The sequence below is a fragment of the Geothrix mesophila genome, from assembly GCF_022808835.1.
In the GTDB taxonomy this organism is placed as follows: Bacteria; Acidobacteriota; Holophagae; order Holophagales; family Holophagaceae; genus Geothrix; species Geothrix paludis.
In genome coordinates this window covers 387,441-403,726 of the sequence record NZ_JAKZLD010000003.1, presented here as the reverse complement: position 1 = coordinate 403,726, position 16,286 = coordinate 387,441, and the positions used below count along the sequence as shown (strand labels likewise).

Annotated in this window: 12 protein-coding genes; 9 read left to right on the top strand and 3 right to left on the bottom strand. The window is 66.0% G+C overall.

All coding sequences use genetic code 11. The features are described from left to right. Nucleotides 1–20: 20 nt before the first annotated feature. Together MLG87_RS11835 and MLG87_RS11830 are read right to left on the bottom strand one after the other, a co-directional pair. Nucleotides 21–1,736: an asparagine synthetase B family protein gene (locus tag MLG87_RS11835; protein ID WP_243295376.1), complete on the bottom strand. Its 1,716-nt coding sequence runs from the start codon at nucleotides 1,734–1,736 to the stop codon at nucleotides 21–23. Next, entirely contained in the window at nucleotides 1,724–2,857 is a 1,134-nt protein-coding gene (locus MLG87_RS11830) for a glycosyltransferase family 4 protein (protein ID WP_243295375.1), read from the bottom strand. Before MLG87_RS11830 ends, MLG87_RS11835 begins: the two co-directional genes overlap by 13 nt. A gap of 208 nt (nucleotides 2,858–3,065) precedes the next feature. Between MLG87_RS11830 and MLG87_RS11825 the strand changes: the two genes are divergently transcribed. The 7 genes from MLG87_RS11825 to MLG87_RS11795 all read left to right on the top strand — a co-directional run bounded on the left by MLG87_RS11825 (nucleotide 3,066) and on the right by MLG87_RS11795 (nucleotide 11,847). Then, complete coding sequence (locus MLG87_RS11825; protein ID WP_243295374.1) at nucleotides 3,066–3,854, top strand: DUF2334 domain-containing protein; 789 nt, start codon at nucleotides 3,066–3,068, stop codon at nucleotides 3,852–3,854. A 232-nt stretch (nucleotides 3,855–4,086) separates the two neighbouring features. Continuing rightward, complete coding sequence (locus tag MLG87_RS11820) at nucleotides 4,087–4,851, top strand: DUF2334 domain-containing protein (RefSeq protein ID WP_243295373.1); 765 nt, start codon at nucleotides 4,087–4,089, stop codon at nucleotides 4,849–4,851. Continuing rightward, nucleotides 4,848–6,029 carry a glycosyltransferase gene (locus MLG87_RS11815; protein ID WP_243295372.1) on the top strand — a complete coding sequence of 394 codons (1,182 nt, stop codon included), beginning with the start codon at nucleotides 4,848–4,850 and terminating at the stop codon, nucleotides 6,027–6,029. The genes MLG87_RS11820 and MLG87_RS11815 overlap by 4 nt, the downstream gene beginning before the upstream one ends. Continuing rightward, nucleotides 6,030–8,186, top strand: coding sequence for a glycosyltransferase (locus tag MLG87_RS11810; RefSeq protein ID WP_243295371.1), 2,157 nt, complete (start codon nucleotides 6,030–6,032; stop codon nucleotides 8,184–8,186). It begins immediately after the preceding gene. Between the two features lie 222 nt (nucleotides 8,187–8,408). After that, complete coding sequence (locus MLG87_RS11805; RefSeq protein WP_243295370.1) at nucleotides 8,409–9,683, top strand: nucleotide sugar dehydrogenase; 1,275 nt, start codon at nucleotides 8,409–8,411, stop codon at nucleotides 9,681–9,683. Further along, entirely contained in the window at nucleotides 9,680–10,714 is a 1,035-nt protein-coding gene (locus MLG87_RS11800; RefSeq protein WP_425250891.1) for an SDR family oxidoreductase, read from the top strand. The genes MLG87_RS11805 and MLG87_RS11800 overlap by 4 nt, the downstream gene beginning before the upstream one ends. 38 nt (nucleotides 10,715–10,752) lie before the next feature. After that, complete coding sequence (locus MLG87_RS11795) at nucleotides 10,753–11,847, top strand: glycosyltransferase family 4 protein (RefSeq protein WP_243295368.1); 1,095 nt, start codon at nucleotides 10,753–10,755, stop codon at nucleotides 11,845–11,847. A gap of 98 nt (nucleotides 11,848–11,945) precedes the next feature. Here the strand turns inward: MLG87_RS11795 and MLG87_RS11790 are convergent, their stop codons facing one another. Beyond that, nucleotides 11,946–13,076, bottom strand: coding sequence for a hypothetical protein (locus MLG87_RS11790; protein WP_243295367.1), 1,131 nt, complete (start codon nucleotides 13,074–13,076; stop codon nucleotides 11,946–11,948). A gap of 238 nt (nucleotides 13,077–13,314) precedes the next feature. Between MLG87_RS11790 and MLG87_RS11785 the strand changes: the two genes are divergently transcribed. Further along, a complete protein-coding gene (locus MLG87_RS11785; RefSeq protein WP_243295366.1) occupies nucleotides 13,315–14,436 on the top strand; it encodes an acyl-CoA dehydrogenase family protein in 1,122 nt (373 codons plus the stop codon). Next, complete coding sequence (locus tag MLG87_RS11780; protein WP_243295365.1) at nucleotides 14,433–16,256, top strand: non-ribosomal peptide synthetase; 1,824 nt, start codon at nucleotides 14,433–14,435, stop codon at nucleotides 16,254–16,256. The genes MLG87_RS11785 and MLG87_RS11780 overlap by 4 nt, the downstream gene beginning before the upstream one ends. Nucleotides 16,257–16,286 lie beyond the last annotated feature (30 nt).

The following is a 16,286-nucleotide window of genomic DNA, read 5'->3' as shown; positions in this document are numbered from 1 at the left end:
TTCTCACATGGCCCGAAGGTTCATCGAGAACCCTCTCTCATCGCCTTGGCATCCGATTCGAGCAGGCGCACCAAGCGGCTGGCCAGCGCCGTGCGAAGCGCGAGGAACCCCCACGATGGAAGCTCAGGCCCCATCCGGGCTTTGACGGCCCGGATCCAGGAGGTAGGGATGACCCGCTTGAGGGCGGCCCTCACTGTCCGGCTGGAGGTCGGCGCAAAGGAAGTCTCCGAGAGGTGGCCCAGGAGGCGGGCCCTCCAGGAAGCCGGCAGCAGGGCTTCGACGGTCCCGCTTTCGAGTTCCTCGCGGAGCCAGCGCAGGTAGGGTTCCGAATGGATGAAGTCGCTGCGGTCGTCGTCGGCACCCATCGTCGCATAGGGCACCGGTGGGCCCGCGGCCCTCGCGATCTGGCTGAAGGCCGCCTTGCTGGTGCGCAGGTCGTCGGGCATCTGGCGGACGAAGGAGAGCACCTCCCGAGACAGGAGCGGGCTCGCGATCTCCACGAAGGGCGCCTTCACGTCATTCAATGCGGCGAGGCCGACGGGGATCCGGTGGCCATGGTAGAGGCGGTCCCGGTAGGCGGGGATGGATTCGCCGGCTCGGTGTTCCAGCGCTTCCGGGAGTCGCTGCGCGCCATCCGCGAGCTCCTCGGCCTCGGCCTCCGTCAGGAAATCCCCCAGCATGGTCAGGCCCACGGAGGTCCTCGCGTGCCGCACGGACCTCACGGGGATCCAGCCAAAGCCCTCATCACCTCGGATCACCCCCGAGATTCCGTTCGCCGCGAAGGAGGCCCACATGCGCAGGCCATCCAGGTAGGGAAAGAGCTGGTCCGTGGCACCCACGCTGGCGGCCAGGAACTGATCCACGACCGCCGCGGGCGGATCCTCCGACCGCTCCGAGAGCAGGTAGTCATGGGCGAGGCCATAGTGCGAGGCGATCCTCCGGGCGATGAAGGCATCGTTGCCAGGCTGGTGGAGGGAGGACGCGAGTCCCCAGGTCATCGTGGGGGGCCGCGTCCCAGCTTCCACCAGGACTCCAAGGATGAACCGGCTGTCGTAGCCTCCCGACAGGGGCAGGGCCCAGCGCTCGGAGGTGAAATCGAATCGCTGGATGGCCGCCCGCATGATCCCCAGCAGTTCCTCCCGACAGGCCGCGGCGTTCATCGGTCTGGGGCTGAACTCGATCGGGGTGGTGCGAAGGTCCAGGGTCCACCGCTGGCGGTCCAGCACCAGGCGGGCGTTCTGGGGCAGGCGGTGAATGCGCCGGTCCCAGCCGTCCGAAGGGCCGAGCGTGCTCGAGGACAGGAACCACGCGAAGGCCGCCCGGTTGAACTCCAGGCCCTCCATGAGAGCGACCAGCGCCCGCTGGGATGTCGAGGCCAGGAAGCGGGTCTCCGTGAGGACGTACCAGAGCGTCCTGGATCCCGCGAAATCGCTGCACAGCTCCACCCGTCCGCCATCGGATCGGACCAGGGCGAAAGTCCCATCCGGCACCGGGGACCCGGGCTCGTGCCAAGCCGGCCAGGAACCCGCGAAGGCTCCCAGATGAGCCGAGGTTTCCTTCGCCGTGGCCGCCCCCACGGGACCTGTGAGGCACAGTCCCTCCAAGGTCCCCATCACCACCCGATGGGGGTGGCCGGTCACGTTGGAGGGCGTGATCCGGTCCGCCACGCGCCTCAGATCGCCCTCGCTGAGCCCGCCCTGGGGACCACGCCAACAGGCAAAGATCACATTGGACACGCGACACCTCCCGCGGGGACCTTCCGGCCCCTGGCCTGCTGGATGGCGTCCTCCCACAGGGCCAGGACCCGCTCGCCCGAAAACCGCTGCACCACCTCGCCGGCTCGTGCCGAGAGGCGTGCCCGGCCCGCGGGGTCCGACATCAGGGCGACCAGGGCCTCGGCCAGGGCCGAGGGATCCTCGGGCGGCACCAGGCGCCCATTCACGCCGTCCAGAATGATCTCCCTCGCGGCGCCCCCGAAATCCGTGCACACCACAGGAAGCCCGCAGGCCATCGCCTCCGCCAGGGCATTCGGGAACCCTTCGGCGCGGGAGGGCATGACAAACAGGTCCGCGCCGCGCAGGACCGCGTAGGGATCCTCGGTCAGGCCCGGAAAGCGGGTGCATCCGGACAGACCCAGGCTCAGGGCCTGGGCCTCCAGCGCCTTCCGTTCCGGCCCCTCACCCCAGATCTCCAGCGTCCACCCAGGCGCCCGCTCCCGGACCAGGGCGAAGGCCCTCAGGAGGAGATCGAACCCCTTGACGGGAAACAACCTTCCGATGGCCACGAGACGGTGGGACGGCGCGTTCCCGGGATCGCCCCCCTGAATGGGTGGTGGCGGGGGCACCGGGTTGGGAATGACCACTCCTTTCCGACGGACCCCGGCGGGAAACCACTCCAGCACGGCCTGCGACTGGAAGACCACGGTATCGGCTCGGGGGTAGGCCAGATCGCGCAGGAGCCCCCAGCGCCATCCGAGCGATCGCCTGGAGGGATCCGTGCGCTCCGAGATGATGACGGGGATGCCGAGCCCCCGCGACGCCAGGACCGCCAGGATGTTGGCCTTGTCGATGAAGGCGATCAGCACGTCGGGCTGGGCCTCGCGGATCGCCTTGCGAATGCTGCGGAGCCGGCGGAGGTTGTTGAAGAGCCCGGAGAGCAGGGTGTGGCTTTCTCCCAGCAGGTTCAGGGGTCGCACCTCGATGCCAGGGCCCAGGTGGTAGAAAGGCGCCTTCCCCTCATCCTCCATGGTCAGGACCACGACCCGCCTCCCCCCCGCCGACCAGTCATTCGCGAGAAAGGAGAGCACCCGCTCCGCACCGGCGGCTCGAAGGCCCCAGATGAAAAAGCAGATCTTCATGCGTTCTTTCCTCATGCATGGGGTGGGGGACTGGCCGAGGCCAGGGATAGACACGACTATTAAACGTCATTCTATCGATTTTTGACATCCAAAGGTATTGTAGATGAAGTCTTGTTGGAGAATCCTGTTCCATGGATATCGACAGCCTTCCCAACCGATTGCCGCTCCCGTTTTGGCCATCGAATCCGTGGTGAAGGAGACGGCCCGCATGAATGACAGCCGCTACCTGGTGCGTTTCGACGACATCTGTCCGACCATGAACTGGGCCATGTGGGAGGCCATCGAGGCTCGCCTGGTCCAGTTCGGGGTGAAGCCCATCCTGGCGGTGGTGCCCGATAACCGTGACCGCAAACTGATGGTCGACCCCCCCCAGGCGGACTTCTGGGCCCGTGTCCGCCGCTGGCAGGCCATGGGCTACACCATCGCGATCCATGGGTACCAGCACGTCTACGTGAACCGGAACCCCGGGATGTTGAAGCTGACCCCGCAGAGCGAGTTCGCGGGTCTTCCGCGGGCGGAGCAGGAGGCCAAGCTGAAATCCGGGTTGGCGATCTTCGCCCAGCAGGGCATCCGGGCCGAAGCCTGGGTGGCGCCTTCCCATTCCTTCGACCGCACCACCGTGGAGATCCTCGCGGACCTCGGCTTGACCCGCATCAGTGACGGCCTCTGGCCCCGGCCCTTCACCGAGACCAACGGCATCACCTGGATACCCCAGCAGCTCTGGGACTTCCAGCCCAGGTCCGCGGGCATCTGGACCGTGTGCAATCACCACAACCACTGGACCCCCCAGCGGCTGGAGATGTTTGTCGAGTCCCTCCGCACCTATGCGTCCCGTCTGACGGATGTCCCATCCGTGCTCCAGGACTACGCGGGGCGGAGGCTCTCTCTGTCCGATCGTTGGCAAGGGTTCTCGGAATACGTCTGGACGCACCGCATCATGGGGCCCCTCTGGACCGCCCGGCGGCGTCTGCGCGAACGAAGGGCGATGACCCAATGACCCGGAAACCCCGTGTGTTGTTCCTCATCAATGCCCTGGCGGCCGACAGCGCCGAGCGGCAGCTGACGCCATGGGTGCGGGCGATGGACCGGGACCGGTCCGACCTCCACGTCGCCGGGCCCGGATCTCGACACGGTTCGGCGGCCAAGCCCTGGCCCGGGATATCGAGAAGGCCATGCTTGGCCTCTTCTCAAGAGACCTCCTCCCCGTCCAGCCTGCCGGAGCACCCTCGATGAGCACCCACTTCGACGGTCCACGCTATCTGCTCCGCTTCGACGACATCTGCCCGACCATGGATTGGTCGACCTGGAATACCGTCGAAGAGATCCTGGTCGCGCAGGATGTGAAGCCGATCCTGGCGGTGGTTCCCGATAATCAGGATCCGAAGCTGATGGTCGATCCGCCGGCACCCGACTTCTGGGATCGGGTGCGCGGCTGGCAGGCGCGGGGATGGGCCATCGGCCTCCACGGGTACCAGCACCTCAGCGTGAATTCAGAGTCAGGCATCCTCGGCTTCCCGTCGAAGAGCGAATTCGCCGGCCTTCCCTACGAGGAACAGCTTCACAAGCTGAAACTCGGCCTGGAGATCTTCGCCCGCGAAGGGGTCCGGCCAGACGCATGGATCGCGCCTTCCCATTCCTTCGATCTGGTCACCGTGGCCGCGCTGAGGGAACTGGGGATCCGCACCATCAGCGATGGCATGGCCTTCGGCCCCTATCAGGACGACCAGGGAACCGTGTGGATTCCCCAGCAGTACGCGATGATGCGGCCCATGCCCTGGGGGGTGTGGACCTTCTGCTACCACCTCGGTCTTCTCTCCAAAAGGGAGATGCCCCTCTTCCGGAAGCGACTGGAACAGCTGGGACCGAGAATGATCTCCCTCGGCGAGGCGAGGGCCCTTGGCGGCCGCCGCCTCTCCCCGCTGGACCGGATGGTGGGCTTCTCCCGGAAGATCCTGACCATGACCAGGAGGCAACGGACGAGGGGGGCATCGTGATCCGGACCCGCGTCGCGTTCCTCATCCCTTCCCTGATCGCGCACGGGGCCGAGCGGCAGCTGTGCGAGCTGGTGCGGGGGATGGACAAGCGCCGGTTCGAGGTCCACGTCGTGGTGTTCTATGGCCCCGAGGCGCACGGCGAGAACCATCTGTGGGGTGAGGCGGAGGGGATCCCGGAGAGCACCTGGCATTGCCTCCACAAGCGGAGGGGCGGTGCCGGGTACCTGACCGCGCTTCCCCGCCTGCTGGCCCTGCTGAGGCGGATCCAGCCGGACATCCTCCATGGGTACATGGACGCCAACCTGCCGGCCCTGCTGCTGGGGCGCCTGCTTGGCAGGCCCGTGGCCTGGGGCATCCGCCGCACCAGCAGCGACGTTTCGCTGTTGGATGGCCGGTCCCGTTGGCTGCTCAGGATCTCGGCGCGCCTGGCCCGGTTCACGGATCTGATCATCTTCAACTCTGAGGCGGGGCAGGCCAGTCACCAGGCCATGGGCATGCGGGGGCCCCGGATGCTGGTCATCCCCAACGGATTCGATGTCATCCGGTTCGCGCCGGCCCCGCCCAGCGGCCTGGAGCAACGCCGGGCCTGGAACGTGCCCGCAGAGGAGCCGCTCATCGGCATCGTGGGCCGCCTGGAACCGGTGAAGGACCACCCCACCTTCCTGCGCGCCGCCGCACGGATCGCCGCTGATTGGCCTGGAGCCCGCTTCGTCTGTGTGGGAAGCGGGCCGACGGGCTATTCGGCGTCCCTGAAGCGGCAGGCGGAGACCCTTGGTTTCGGGGATCGCGTGTTGTGGCCCGGTGCCTGTGCCGAGATGCCCGCCGTCTATAACGCCCTGACCGTACTCGCCCTGTCCTCGACCGACGAGGGCTTTCCCAATGTTCTGGGCGAGGCCATGGCTTGCGGCGTCCCCTGTGTCTCGACCCGGGCAGGCGATTCCGAGCGCTTGGTGGGTGACCCTGAGGCTGTGGTGGACCCTGGCGATGATCGGGCGCTGGCAGCGGCCATCTCCCGACTCCTGGGGGAACCCGCGGCGTCCCGCGCCGCGAAGGGCATGGCCCAGCGCGCGCGGATGTGCTCGGAGTTCAGCACCGAGATTCTCGTCCGCCGCACGGAGGCCGCGCTGGCATCCCTGCGTCGCGTCCCATCGACCCGTCCTTTCCCCGCCGGTGCCTGAATGTACGACATCGTGTTTCTCACCGATCAATTGGGCCGTGGGGGGGCCGAAACCCAGCTGGTCCGGATCTGCACATCGCTGCACCGAAGGGGCTGGAAGGTGGGCATCCTCTCCCTCTTTCCCGGCGGTGATTTCGAGGAGGAGCTCCAGGCCGATGGCATCCCGCACCTGTCCTGCGAGCCGCACCGGATGCCCAAGGACCATCCTCTCATTCCGATCCGCATGACGCTGCGGCTCCTCCGGCAGCTGCGCACCTGGAAGCCTTCGGTGCTGATCTGCTTCAGCTACCATTCCGACGTCATCGGCCGCGTGTGCGGTCGATTGGCGGGCGTCCCGATCATCATCGGCTCCCTCCGGACCGCCTTCACCAAGACCTCTCTTCGTGCAAAGGTCTACCGGATCACGGAACCGCTGGTCGATCTGACCGTCTCGAACTCCCAGGCGGGAATCAATTACATGGTCTCGCGGAAGGTCCTCACGCCGAGGAAGACCCTGGTGATTCCGAATGGGATGTTCACCTCGGATTACCCCTCACCCGTTCCCCGGGAAGAGGTGAGGGCCGACCTCGGCGTCGCCCCGGAGGCCTTCCTGTGGCTCGCCGTCGGAACCCTCAATCCGGCGAAGGACTACCCCTCCATGCTCGAGGCGGCGGCGCTGTGCGCAGCGGCCAACCCCCGGTTCCGCCTGCACATCGCGGGAGGGGGTGAGCAGATCGACGCCCTCCGGGCGGAGGCGGAGAGGCGCGGGGTGGGACAGGTCGTGCGCTTCCTCGGGAAGCGCACCGACGTGGCGCGGCTCATGAAGGCAGCGGATGCCTTCGTGCTTTCTTCAGCCTGGGAAGGCCTTCCCAACGCCGTCATGGAGGCGCTGGCATCAGGCCTTCCTGTCGTGGCGACGGATGTCGGGGGGATCCGGGAGCTGGTCGCCCCGGGCCTCTCTGGGTGGATCGTTCCCCCGCGCGATCCGGCAGCCCTGGCGAGCCAGATGCTGGCCGCAATGGTCCTGGATGCCCCCACGCGTGACCGGATGGGTGCGGTCGGCCGGGAGCACATGGTCACCCGCTACGACCAGGAACGCATCATCGAGCGGTGGGAGGACCTCGTCCGCCATACTTCGGCGACGACCCGGAAGCTCCTGCCGAAGCAGGCACCTGCCTTTGTCATCTCCTTGGACTTCGAGCTCCTCTGGGGCCTCCGCGACAAGCAGTCCATCCAGACCTACGGGGACCACATCCTGGGGGAACGCGAAGCCATCCCGGCCATGCTTGGATTGTTCAGGCGGTATGGCATCAAGGCCACCTGGGCCGCTGTGGGCATGACGCTCTTCGAGCGACGCGAGGAGCTCCTCGAGTACCTGCCTGACCTGCGACCCACCTACGACTGCGAGAGGCTCAATCCCTACCTGGCCCTGGATGAGATCGGAGCCGACGAGCGCTCCGACCCCTACCATTTCGGGTTGTCCATGATCCGCCAGATTCTCGACTGCGAGGGCCAGGAGCTCGGGAGCCACACCTTCTCCCATTTCTACTGCCTCGAGAAGGGACAGACCAAGGCCCAGTTCCGGGCAGACCTGGAGGCTTCCATCGCCGCCATCCAGCGCCTCACCGTCCACCCCGTCAGCTTCGTGTTCCCGCGGAACCAGTACAACTTGGACTACCTGCCCGTTTGCGCCGAGGCCGGGTTCACCTGCTTCCGCGGCAACGAGAAGGCCTGGATGTACCGAGAGTCCGTGGACGAGGGGAACTCCGCCTCCCGGCGCGTGGCGCGCCTGATGGACCACTATGTCAATCTCTCGGGCTCCAACGGGTTCATACCCGGCGAAGAGGCGGGCCTGGTCAACTGCCCCTCCAGCCGCTTCCTCCGCCCGATCCACCCCTCCCTGGAACGCCTGGAGGGCCTGCGTCTCCGGCGCATCAAGAAGGCCATGACCGCGGCGGCCCGGGCCGGGGAGAGCTTCCACCTCTGGTGGCACCCCCACAATTTCGGAACCCGGCTGCAGGAAAACCTGGCCAACCTCGAGGAGCTGCTGCGATGCCATGTGGCACTCCGGGACCGCTATGGCGTCGTGCCCATGACCATGGGCGAGCTGGCGGCCCGGACCCGCACCAGCCCGCCGCGCCCACCCTTCCACGAAGTCGCCGCGGGAGGGCGTGGATGATACCGGTCCGTCGCACCCCCGAATGCCTGGACGTCTCAGACATGACGTACGCCTACCGCTCCGGCCGGATCCACGAGATCCACGAACAAGGGACCTGGCTATCCGAGGGCTTATCAAAAATCCATTAGCCACTAGCACTTGATTGAGAAATAATCGCCTCGTCGCAGCAACCATTGGACGGATCGAAAGGTCAACCATCTAGGTCACCGGGAGTGGAGCATCATGCGCATCGCAGTCGTGGGTCTCGGATATGTCGGACTTCCCCTCGCCTTGGAGCTGGCGAAGAAGTTCCCCGGCACGGTGGGATTCGACATCCATGCCGAGAAGGTCGCGGAACTCAAGGGCGGTGTGGACCGCACCAAGGAGGCCGATCCCGCGGCCCTCCGCGGCACGACGCTGAAGATGACGGCGGACCCGGAGGACATGCGGGGCTGCGACTTCATCATCGTGGCCGTGCCCACGCCCATCGACGGCTGGAACCGCCCCGACCTCACCCCCATGCTCAAGGCCAGCGAGACCGTGGGCAAGGTGATCGGCCCGGGCGCCATCGTGGTGTACGAATCCACGGTCTTCCCCGGCGTGACGGAGGAGATCTGCGGCCCCGTGCTGGAGAAGCACTCGGGGCTCAAGAGCGGTGTGGACTTCAAGCTGGGCTACTCGCCGGAGCGCATCAACCCCGGTGACAAGGTCCACACCGTGGACCAGATCGTGAAGGTGGTGTCCGGCCAGGACGAGGCGACCCTCCGGACCATCGCCGGCGTCTACGGCGCCGTCATCTGCGCAGGCATCCACGAGGCCAGCTCCATCAAGGTGGCGGAGACCGCCAAGGTCATCGAGAACACCCAGCGCGACATCAACATCGCGCTCATGAACGAGCTGGCCATCATCTGCGAGAAGGTGGGCATCCGCACGGCAGAGGTGCTGGCCGCGGCGCGCACCAAGTGGAACTTCCTCCCCTTCAGCCCCGGCCTCGTGGGCGGCCACTGCATCGGCGTGGACCCCTACTACCTCACCACCAAGGCCGAGGAGCTGGGCTACCAGCCGCAGGTCATCCTCGCGGGCCGACGCATCAACGACACCATGGGCGCCTACGTGGCCCAGAAGCTCGTGAAGCTGCTCATCCAGCAGCAGATCCCGGTGAAGACCGCGAAGGTCGGCATCCTCGGCCTCACCTTCAAGGAGAACGTGCACGACATCCGGAACAGCAAGGTGCCCGACATCGTCGAGGAGCTCCGCCAGTTCGGGGTTCATCCCCTGGTGCATGATCCACTGGCCGACCACGAGGCGACCCACGAGGAGTACGGGATCCACCTCTCACCCTTCGACACCTTCCATGACCTCGATGCCCTGGTCTTCGCCGTCAGCCACCAGGCCTTCCTCGACGGCGGGCCCGCCTCCCTTCGCGCCTGCCTCAAGCCGACCTCTGTGGTCGTGGACGTGAAGTCCTGCTTCCAGCCGGCGGACTTCCCGAATCCCATCTCGTACTGGAGCCTGTGATGAGTCTGTACCTGGCGCTCTGCGAGGACCTCAGGGCCCACCCGAAGCGGTGGCTCGTGACCGGCGTGGCCGGGTTCATCGGCTCATCCGTCCTCCAGAAGCTCCTGGAGCTGGACCAGACCGTGGTCGGGCTCGACAACTTCTCCACAGGGAGGCCCTGGAACCTGGAGAACGTGCGCCAGGGGGTTTCCCCGGCGGCGTGGGCGCGGTTCACCTTCGTCGAAGGCGACACCCGGGATCTGGATACCTGCCGGCAGGCCTGCGAAGGCAGCGAGGTCGTGCTCCACCAGGCCGCGCTCGGCTCCGTGCCCCGCTCCATCAAGGATCCCATCGCCAGCCACCAGTCCAACGTGGACGGCCTCCTGAACATGCTCGTGGCCGCCCGGGACGCCGGTGTCCGGCGGATGGCCTACGCCTCCTCCAGCTCCGTCTACGGGGACGACGCCGGTCTTCCGAAGGTCGAGGAACGCACCGGACACCCCCTGTCCCCCTACGCCCTCACCAAGGTCATCGGCGAGCAGTACGCGGCCATCTTCGCCCGGACCTACGGATTCAAGACCCTCGGCTTCCGCTACTTCAACGTCTTCGGTCCCCGCCAGAATCCCAACGGACCCTACGCGGCGGTCATGCCCAAGTGGCTCCAGGCCCTGGCCGACGGAGAGACGTGCACCATCCACGGTGACGGCGACACCAGCCGGGACTTCTGCTTCGTGGCCAACGCCGTCCAGGCCAACCTCCTGGCCAGCGTGGCTCCCGAGAGCGCCCTGGGCGAAGTCTTCAACGTCTCCTACGGCGGCACCACGTCCCTGACGAACCTCTACTGGATGATCGTGGAGCGCCTCGCCGCCGTGCATCCGGGGTTCGAGCGCCGCGACCCCCTGTACGGCCCGCCCCGCGAGGGAGACATCCGGCATTCCCAGGCGGATCTCTCCAAAATCCGGGCCCACCTGGGCTACGAGCCCACCCATTCCGTGGCCCAGGGCCTGGATGAGCTGGTTCCCTGGTTCGCGACCCAGGCGGCCCGGCTCTGATGCGGATCGGAGTGCTGGGAGGCGAGGCAAGAGACTTGGTGAACTTCCGCGGCCACCTCATCTCGGAGATGGCCCGGGCGGGGCACGAGGTCTACGGCATCGCCCCGGGCGGCACCGCCGAGATCCAGGCGAGCCTGGGGGCGCTCGGCGCCACGTACGTCCCCATCGTCCTCGACCGCACGGGCCTGAACCCCCTCCGGGACCTGGCCAGCCTCCTCCGCCTGCGGAACCTGTTCCGCCACCTGCGCCTCGAAGCCCTCCTGGCCTACGAGGTGAAGGCTGTGGCCTTCGGGACCCTGGCCGCTCGCCAGGCGGGGGTCCGCCAGCGCTTTGCCATGATCACCGGCCGGGGAACCACGCTCCAGGGCACCCCCTCGGGACTCCGCGAGCGGGCGGTCCGGCGCCTGGTGAAGGCCTTCTACCGGCGGGCCCTGCGCCAGTGCCGGGGGGTCCTGTTCCAGAACAAGGACGATCTCGCCTTCTTCCAGAACGAAGGCATGCTGCCGGAGGGCCACCCCTGGCGGATCGTCAACGGCTCAGGCGTGGACCTGGACCACTATGTCCAGTCGCCGCTCCCCCCTGGCTCCGTGACCTTCCTCTTCGTGGGACGGCTGCTGCGGGACAAGGGCCTGAACGAGTACGTCGAGGCCTGCCGGACCCTCTCGGACCGGCACCTGGGGGCGCGCTTCCAGATCCTGGGGCCCCTGGACAGCAATCCGAACGCGATCAAGGCGGGGCAGGTGGAGGCCTGGACCCGCGAAGGCATCGTGGAGTACCTCGGCGAGACCGGAGATGTCCGCCCGGCCCTGGCCGCCGCCCACGTCCTGGTGCTGCCTTCCTACGGAGAGGGGACGCCCCGATCCGTGCTCGAGGCCATGTCCATGGGGCGGGCCGTCGTCACCACGGACGCCCCCGGCTGCCGGGCCACCGTCCGGGATGGAAGCAACGGCTTCCTCGTCCCGGTGCGGAACAGCGACGCGCTCGCCGAGGCCATGGCGAAGCTGGCCAAGGACCGGGGCTTGATCGCCCGCTTCGGGGCGGAAGGCCGGCGGATCGCCGAGGAGACCTACGACGTCCGCCGTGTGACAGCGGACATCCTGACGTTCATGGAACTGGCCCCAATCCACCCATAACGCGTCCAGAGCCTCCGGTCCTTCCCGCCAACCAGCGGTTGCTGGTTCGGGCCCCGCACCCGTGGCCAGCTGAGGGATCCGAGACTTGATCGTCAGTTCTAGAGATGCACGGGTCCATCACCGTCGCCGCGATTGAGGTGGAAGCCTGCGGCGCTCTCCCCAAGGGGTTGAAGCAGGGCAGCCAGCTTGGGGGACATGAAAAACGGGAAATTCGAGGGGCCTTCCAGGAAGCCCGTGGTCCGCAACGCCAGGCACCAGGCCTGGCTGGCCTGGTTCGAGATGACCAGGTCTGACCCGCCATCTTCGAGGACCTTCCTGGAGCAGGCGACGACATCCCGGGCATCGGCGGGCTTGGCGAGGCAATCGACCAGGGTGCCCACCCGCATATCGCCAAATTGCTTGTGCCCAGACATCTGGGTATTGAGCAATACCGCCCAGCCCACGATCTGCCGGTCCCGCATGACCTTCAGGCGTATGAACCGTGGGTTGGTGGCCGGGTACAGGGCATTCAAGATGCGGTGATCGCGCACCGCGATCAGTGAATAGTCGTTTTTACAGCTGTCCCAGACGGCATCGGCCCATTCAAAGAACTCGGGAACAACCTCGCAGGACACATCCGCCGAGGGACGACGGCCGCCTCTCAGGCCGAAGAGCGTCTTGACGCCCAGCCAGCCCAGGCCGCTGAACCTGAGGACATCGAAGACGATCCGCCGAAAGGGGGTGTTCCGCAAGATGGTGATGTTGCGCAGGAATGCATTCGGATGGATGACCCTGAACCAGAATGGGACCGGGGTCGTCTGCCATCCGGCTGAAAGCAGGAATTTCGCCATGGGAATGTGGAGGCCCCCAATGCCCAGCCCCCACATGTGAGGATGCCTGCGAAGGGCATCCCAGTACAATTTCGCCCCGATCATGGCGTAGGTTCGGTCGGCAATGCCTTCGGAAATCGGGTTCTGGTAATCCTGCATGACCAGATATTCCCCCTTCAGCAGAAAGGGCTGATGTTTCAACCCGTAGCCGCCGTGCATGCCTCCTTGTTCATCGACAGCCACGAAATATTCCTGGTACAGATCGAATCCTTCCCGCCGGGGCAGCCACTTGGGAACATGAGATTCCGTGAAATGAAAGGTATACAGGTTGGGATCGAGCTTTGCCGCGGCGAGTCGCGTGTTGAACGCCCGCACGGCCTCTTCGTGCGCAGCCGTATAGGGGGTGATTTCAATGTGCATGCCACACCTGATGGTTTGAAGGAATGAGTTGATTCCGGGGGTGATTCCACCGGGTGGCTGTTCCGGGGCGGAGGCGGCATCTCGAAAGGTCAGGAAGGGAGCCCGCAGGTCATGGGCTCCCGGTGATGCCCAGCGGCGGTCGACAAGCTTGTAGCAATCCGTTGTCGAACATGATATGACCTTTATTCTTCTGAGGCGATCCCATTCGATGACAGCACTCGGTTACGAGTCCCCGTGGATGACCGACGATACACGGATCTTCCGGCGGACGGTCCGGCACTTCGTCGAGCACGACCTCGCCCCGCACCAGGCCCTCTGGGCGGCGCAGGGCCGCCCGGATTCCGACGCATGGATCAAAGCCGGCCAAGCGGGATTGCTGCTGCCGGACGTCCCTGAAGCCTACGGCGGGGGCGGCGGGACCTTCGCGCATGAAGCCGTCGTCGTGGAGGAGCTGGCGCGGGCGGGGATTCCGTTCGGCGCCGGGGTCCAGAGCATCGTGGCCCACTACATTCTGGCCTATGGCAGCGAGGCGCAGAAACGAGCTTGGCTCCCCCGCATGGCCAACGGGACCCTCGTCGGTGCGATCGGGATGACGGAACCCGACTCTGGGTCCGATCTGGCGTCCCTCAGGACCCTCGCCCGCAGGGAGGGCGATGACTACGTGATCGACGGTTCCAAGACCTTCATCACCAATGGATGGCATGCGGGTCTCGTGTGTCTCGCCGTGCGGACGGACCCCAAGGCCACCGGCATGAAGGCGCTGTCGTTGCTGGTCGTCGAGACCGGAAACCTCCCCGGCTACCGGATTGGCCAGATCCTGCAAAAAGTCGGTCGGCACCCCCTGGACACGTGCGAGCTGTTCTTCGACGGCGTGCGGGTCCCCGCCGAGAACCTGCTTGGCGCCGGCGAGGGTCGCGGACTGTTGCAACTCATGGAGCAGCTCACCTACGAGCGGCTGTCGATCGGACTCGCCGCCGTCGCCTCCGCGGAAAGCGCGCTGGAGATGACGACACGCTACGCGAAGGAGCGGCGGATCTACGGCAACCCGCTCATCGATCTGCAGAACACGCGGTTCAAGCTGGCGGAATGCAAGACCGAGGCTCGGATCGGGCGCGTATTCGTGGACAGCTGCATCCAACAGCACATCGCCGGGCGGCTGGACCCGGTGAGCGCGGCGATGGCCAAGTACTGGCTGACCGACTGCCAATGCCGAATCATCGACGAGTGCGTCCAGCTTCATGGGGGATACGGGTACATGGAGGAATACCCGATCGCCCGCATGTGGCGCGACAGCCGGGCACAGCGAATTTATGGCGGCACCAATGAGGTCATGAAAGAAATCGTGGGGCGGTCCTTATGACAATCAGCGATACGCGCGCCGAATTCCCACCCGTTTGCACACACGAGCTGTTCGAGCAGCAGGTGGCCCGGACCCCCGACGCCGTCGCCCTCGCTTTTGGAGCGCGACAGGTCAGCTACCGGGAATTGAATGAGCGCGCGAATAAGGTGGCGCACCACCTCCGCGAACGCGGCGTGGGTCCGAACGTGCTCGTAGGGGTCTGTCTTGAGCGCTCCCCGGAGATGGTCGCGGCGTTGTTCGGGGTGTGGAAAGCAGGTGGTGCCTATGTCCCTCTGGATCCGACCTACCCACCGGAGCGGCTGTCCTTCATGATCGGCGATGCCGGAACGCGGTGGCTGCTGACCGAGGAGAAGTGCCGCCCGGTGCTCGGGTCACTAAGCGCCGAGGCGATCTACCTGGACAGCGGCTGGCCGCTGATCGAACACCAAGCCCACGACAATCCTGCGCCGGTCGCCCATCCGTCCCATCTGGCCTATGTCATGTACACATCTGGATCGACCGGCCGACCCAAAGGCGCGATGATCGTCCATAGCGGCCTGGTCAATTATTTGTGGTGGGCGATTCAGGCCTATGCCGTCGGGCCCGGCCACAGGGTCCCGGTTCATTCCTCCGTGTCGTTCGACCTCACGGTGACCAGCCTGTACACGCCGCTGCTGGCGGGCGGCACGGTCGAGCTCCTGCCGGAGGATGCCGGCGCGCAGAACCTGGTGACGGCGTTGCAGCGCGCCGGGGGCCACGGTCTCGTCAAGATCACGCCGTCGCACCTGGAACTGCTGAACAAACAGATCAGCCCGACCCACGTGCCGGGCATGGTGAGGGTCTTCGTGGTTGGTGGCGAGAACCTGTTGGCCGAAAGCCTCCAACTCTGGCGCGATCTGGCGCCTGACACGCGGATCATCAACGAATATGGCCCTACCGAGACAGTCGTCGGTTGCTGTGTCCACGAAGTGCGGCCGGAAGATCCGACCAGCGGACCTGTGCCCATCGGGCGACCGATCGCGAACACCTCGCTGTATGTGCTCGATTCCAGTCTGCGGCCGGTTCCGCCCGGCGAGATGGGCGAGCTTTACATTGGTGGTGCTGGCGTGGCGAGCGGTTACCTGAACCGGCCGGAACTCACGGCCGAGCGTTTCCTGCCCGACCCCTTCAGCGGCATTCCAGGCGCCACCATGTATAAGACTGGAGACCTCTCAAGGTACCGGGCGGATGGAATCCTGGAATACCTGGGCCGGATCGACGACCAGGTCAAAATCCGCGGCTACCGGGTCGAGCTTGGCGAGATCGAAGCGGCCCTCGCGGCACAACCGAAGGTATGGTCCTGCGCGGTCCTCGCGCGCGAGGACGAGTCCGGGGTCAAGCAACTGGTCGCGTATGTGGTCGCCCGTGACGACGGTAGGCCGGATATCGCGGAGCTGCGGTCGTTCCTCAAGGAACGGATTCCTGGATACATGATTCCGGCCCACTTCGTCTTCCTGGATGCCCTCCCGCTCACGCCAAACGGAAAGGTCGACCGGAAGGCCCTGCCGCCCTGGACCGGCGAGACTGCTGGCGCCGAAAAAGGTGGAAAGCCCCGCACCCGGACCGAGCAGGCCCTCGCGGCGATATGGTGCGATCTGCTGAAGCGGGATACGGTCGGCGTTGATGATGACTTCTTCGACCTGGGGGGCGACTCGATGAGTGGCATTGGACTGCTCATCCAGATCAAGAGCACGTTCGGCGTGGACCTCGAGCTCGCAGGCCTGTTCGATCATCTTCGGCTATCCACTCTCGCAAAGGCCATCGATAGCCTAGCGCTGGCGAAGACCCCATCAGACTCATGAGATGGGTCATCTGAACGGGAGTCTCCGAAT

Bases quoted from the DNA above. Each gene is read 5' to 3' on its own strand.
- MLG87_RS11830 (WP_243295375.1), bottom strand. From the start codon at position 2,857: ATGAAGATCTGCTTTTTCATCTGGGGCCTTCGAGCCGCCGGTGCGGAG.
- MLG87_RS11810 (WP_243295371.1), top strand. From the start codon at position 6,030: ATGTACGACATCGTGTTTCTCACCGATCAATTGGGCCGTGGGGGGGCC.
- MLG87_RS11780 (WP_243295365.1), top strand. From the start codon at position 14,433: ATGACAATCAGCGATACGCGCGCCGAATTCCCACCCGTTTGCACACAC.
- MLG87_RS11785 (WP_243295366.1), top strand. From the start codon at position 13,315: ATGACCGACGATACACGGATCTTCCGGCGGACGGTCCGGCACTTCGTC.
- MLG87_RS11805 (WP_243295370.1), top strand. From the start codon at position 8,409: ATGCGCATCGCAGTCGTGGGTCTCGGATATGTCGGACTTCCCCTCGCC.
- MLG87_RS11790 (WP_243295367.1), bottom strand. From the start codon at position 13,076: ATGCACATTGAAATCACCCCCTATACGGCTGCGCACGAAGAGGCCGTG.
- MLG87_RS11820 (WP_243295373.1), top strand. From the start codon at position 4,087: ATGAGCACCCACTTCGACGGTCCACGCTATCTGCTCCGCTTCGACGAC.
- MLG87_RS11825 (WP_243295374.1), top strand. From the start codon at position 3,066: ATGAATGACAGCCGCTACCTGGTGCGTTTCGACGACATCTGTCCGACC.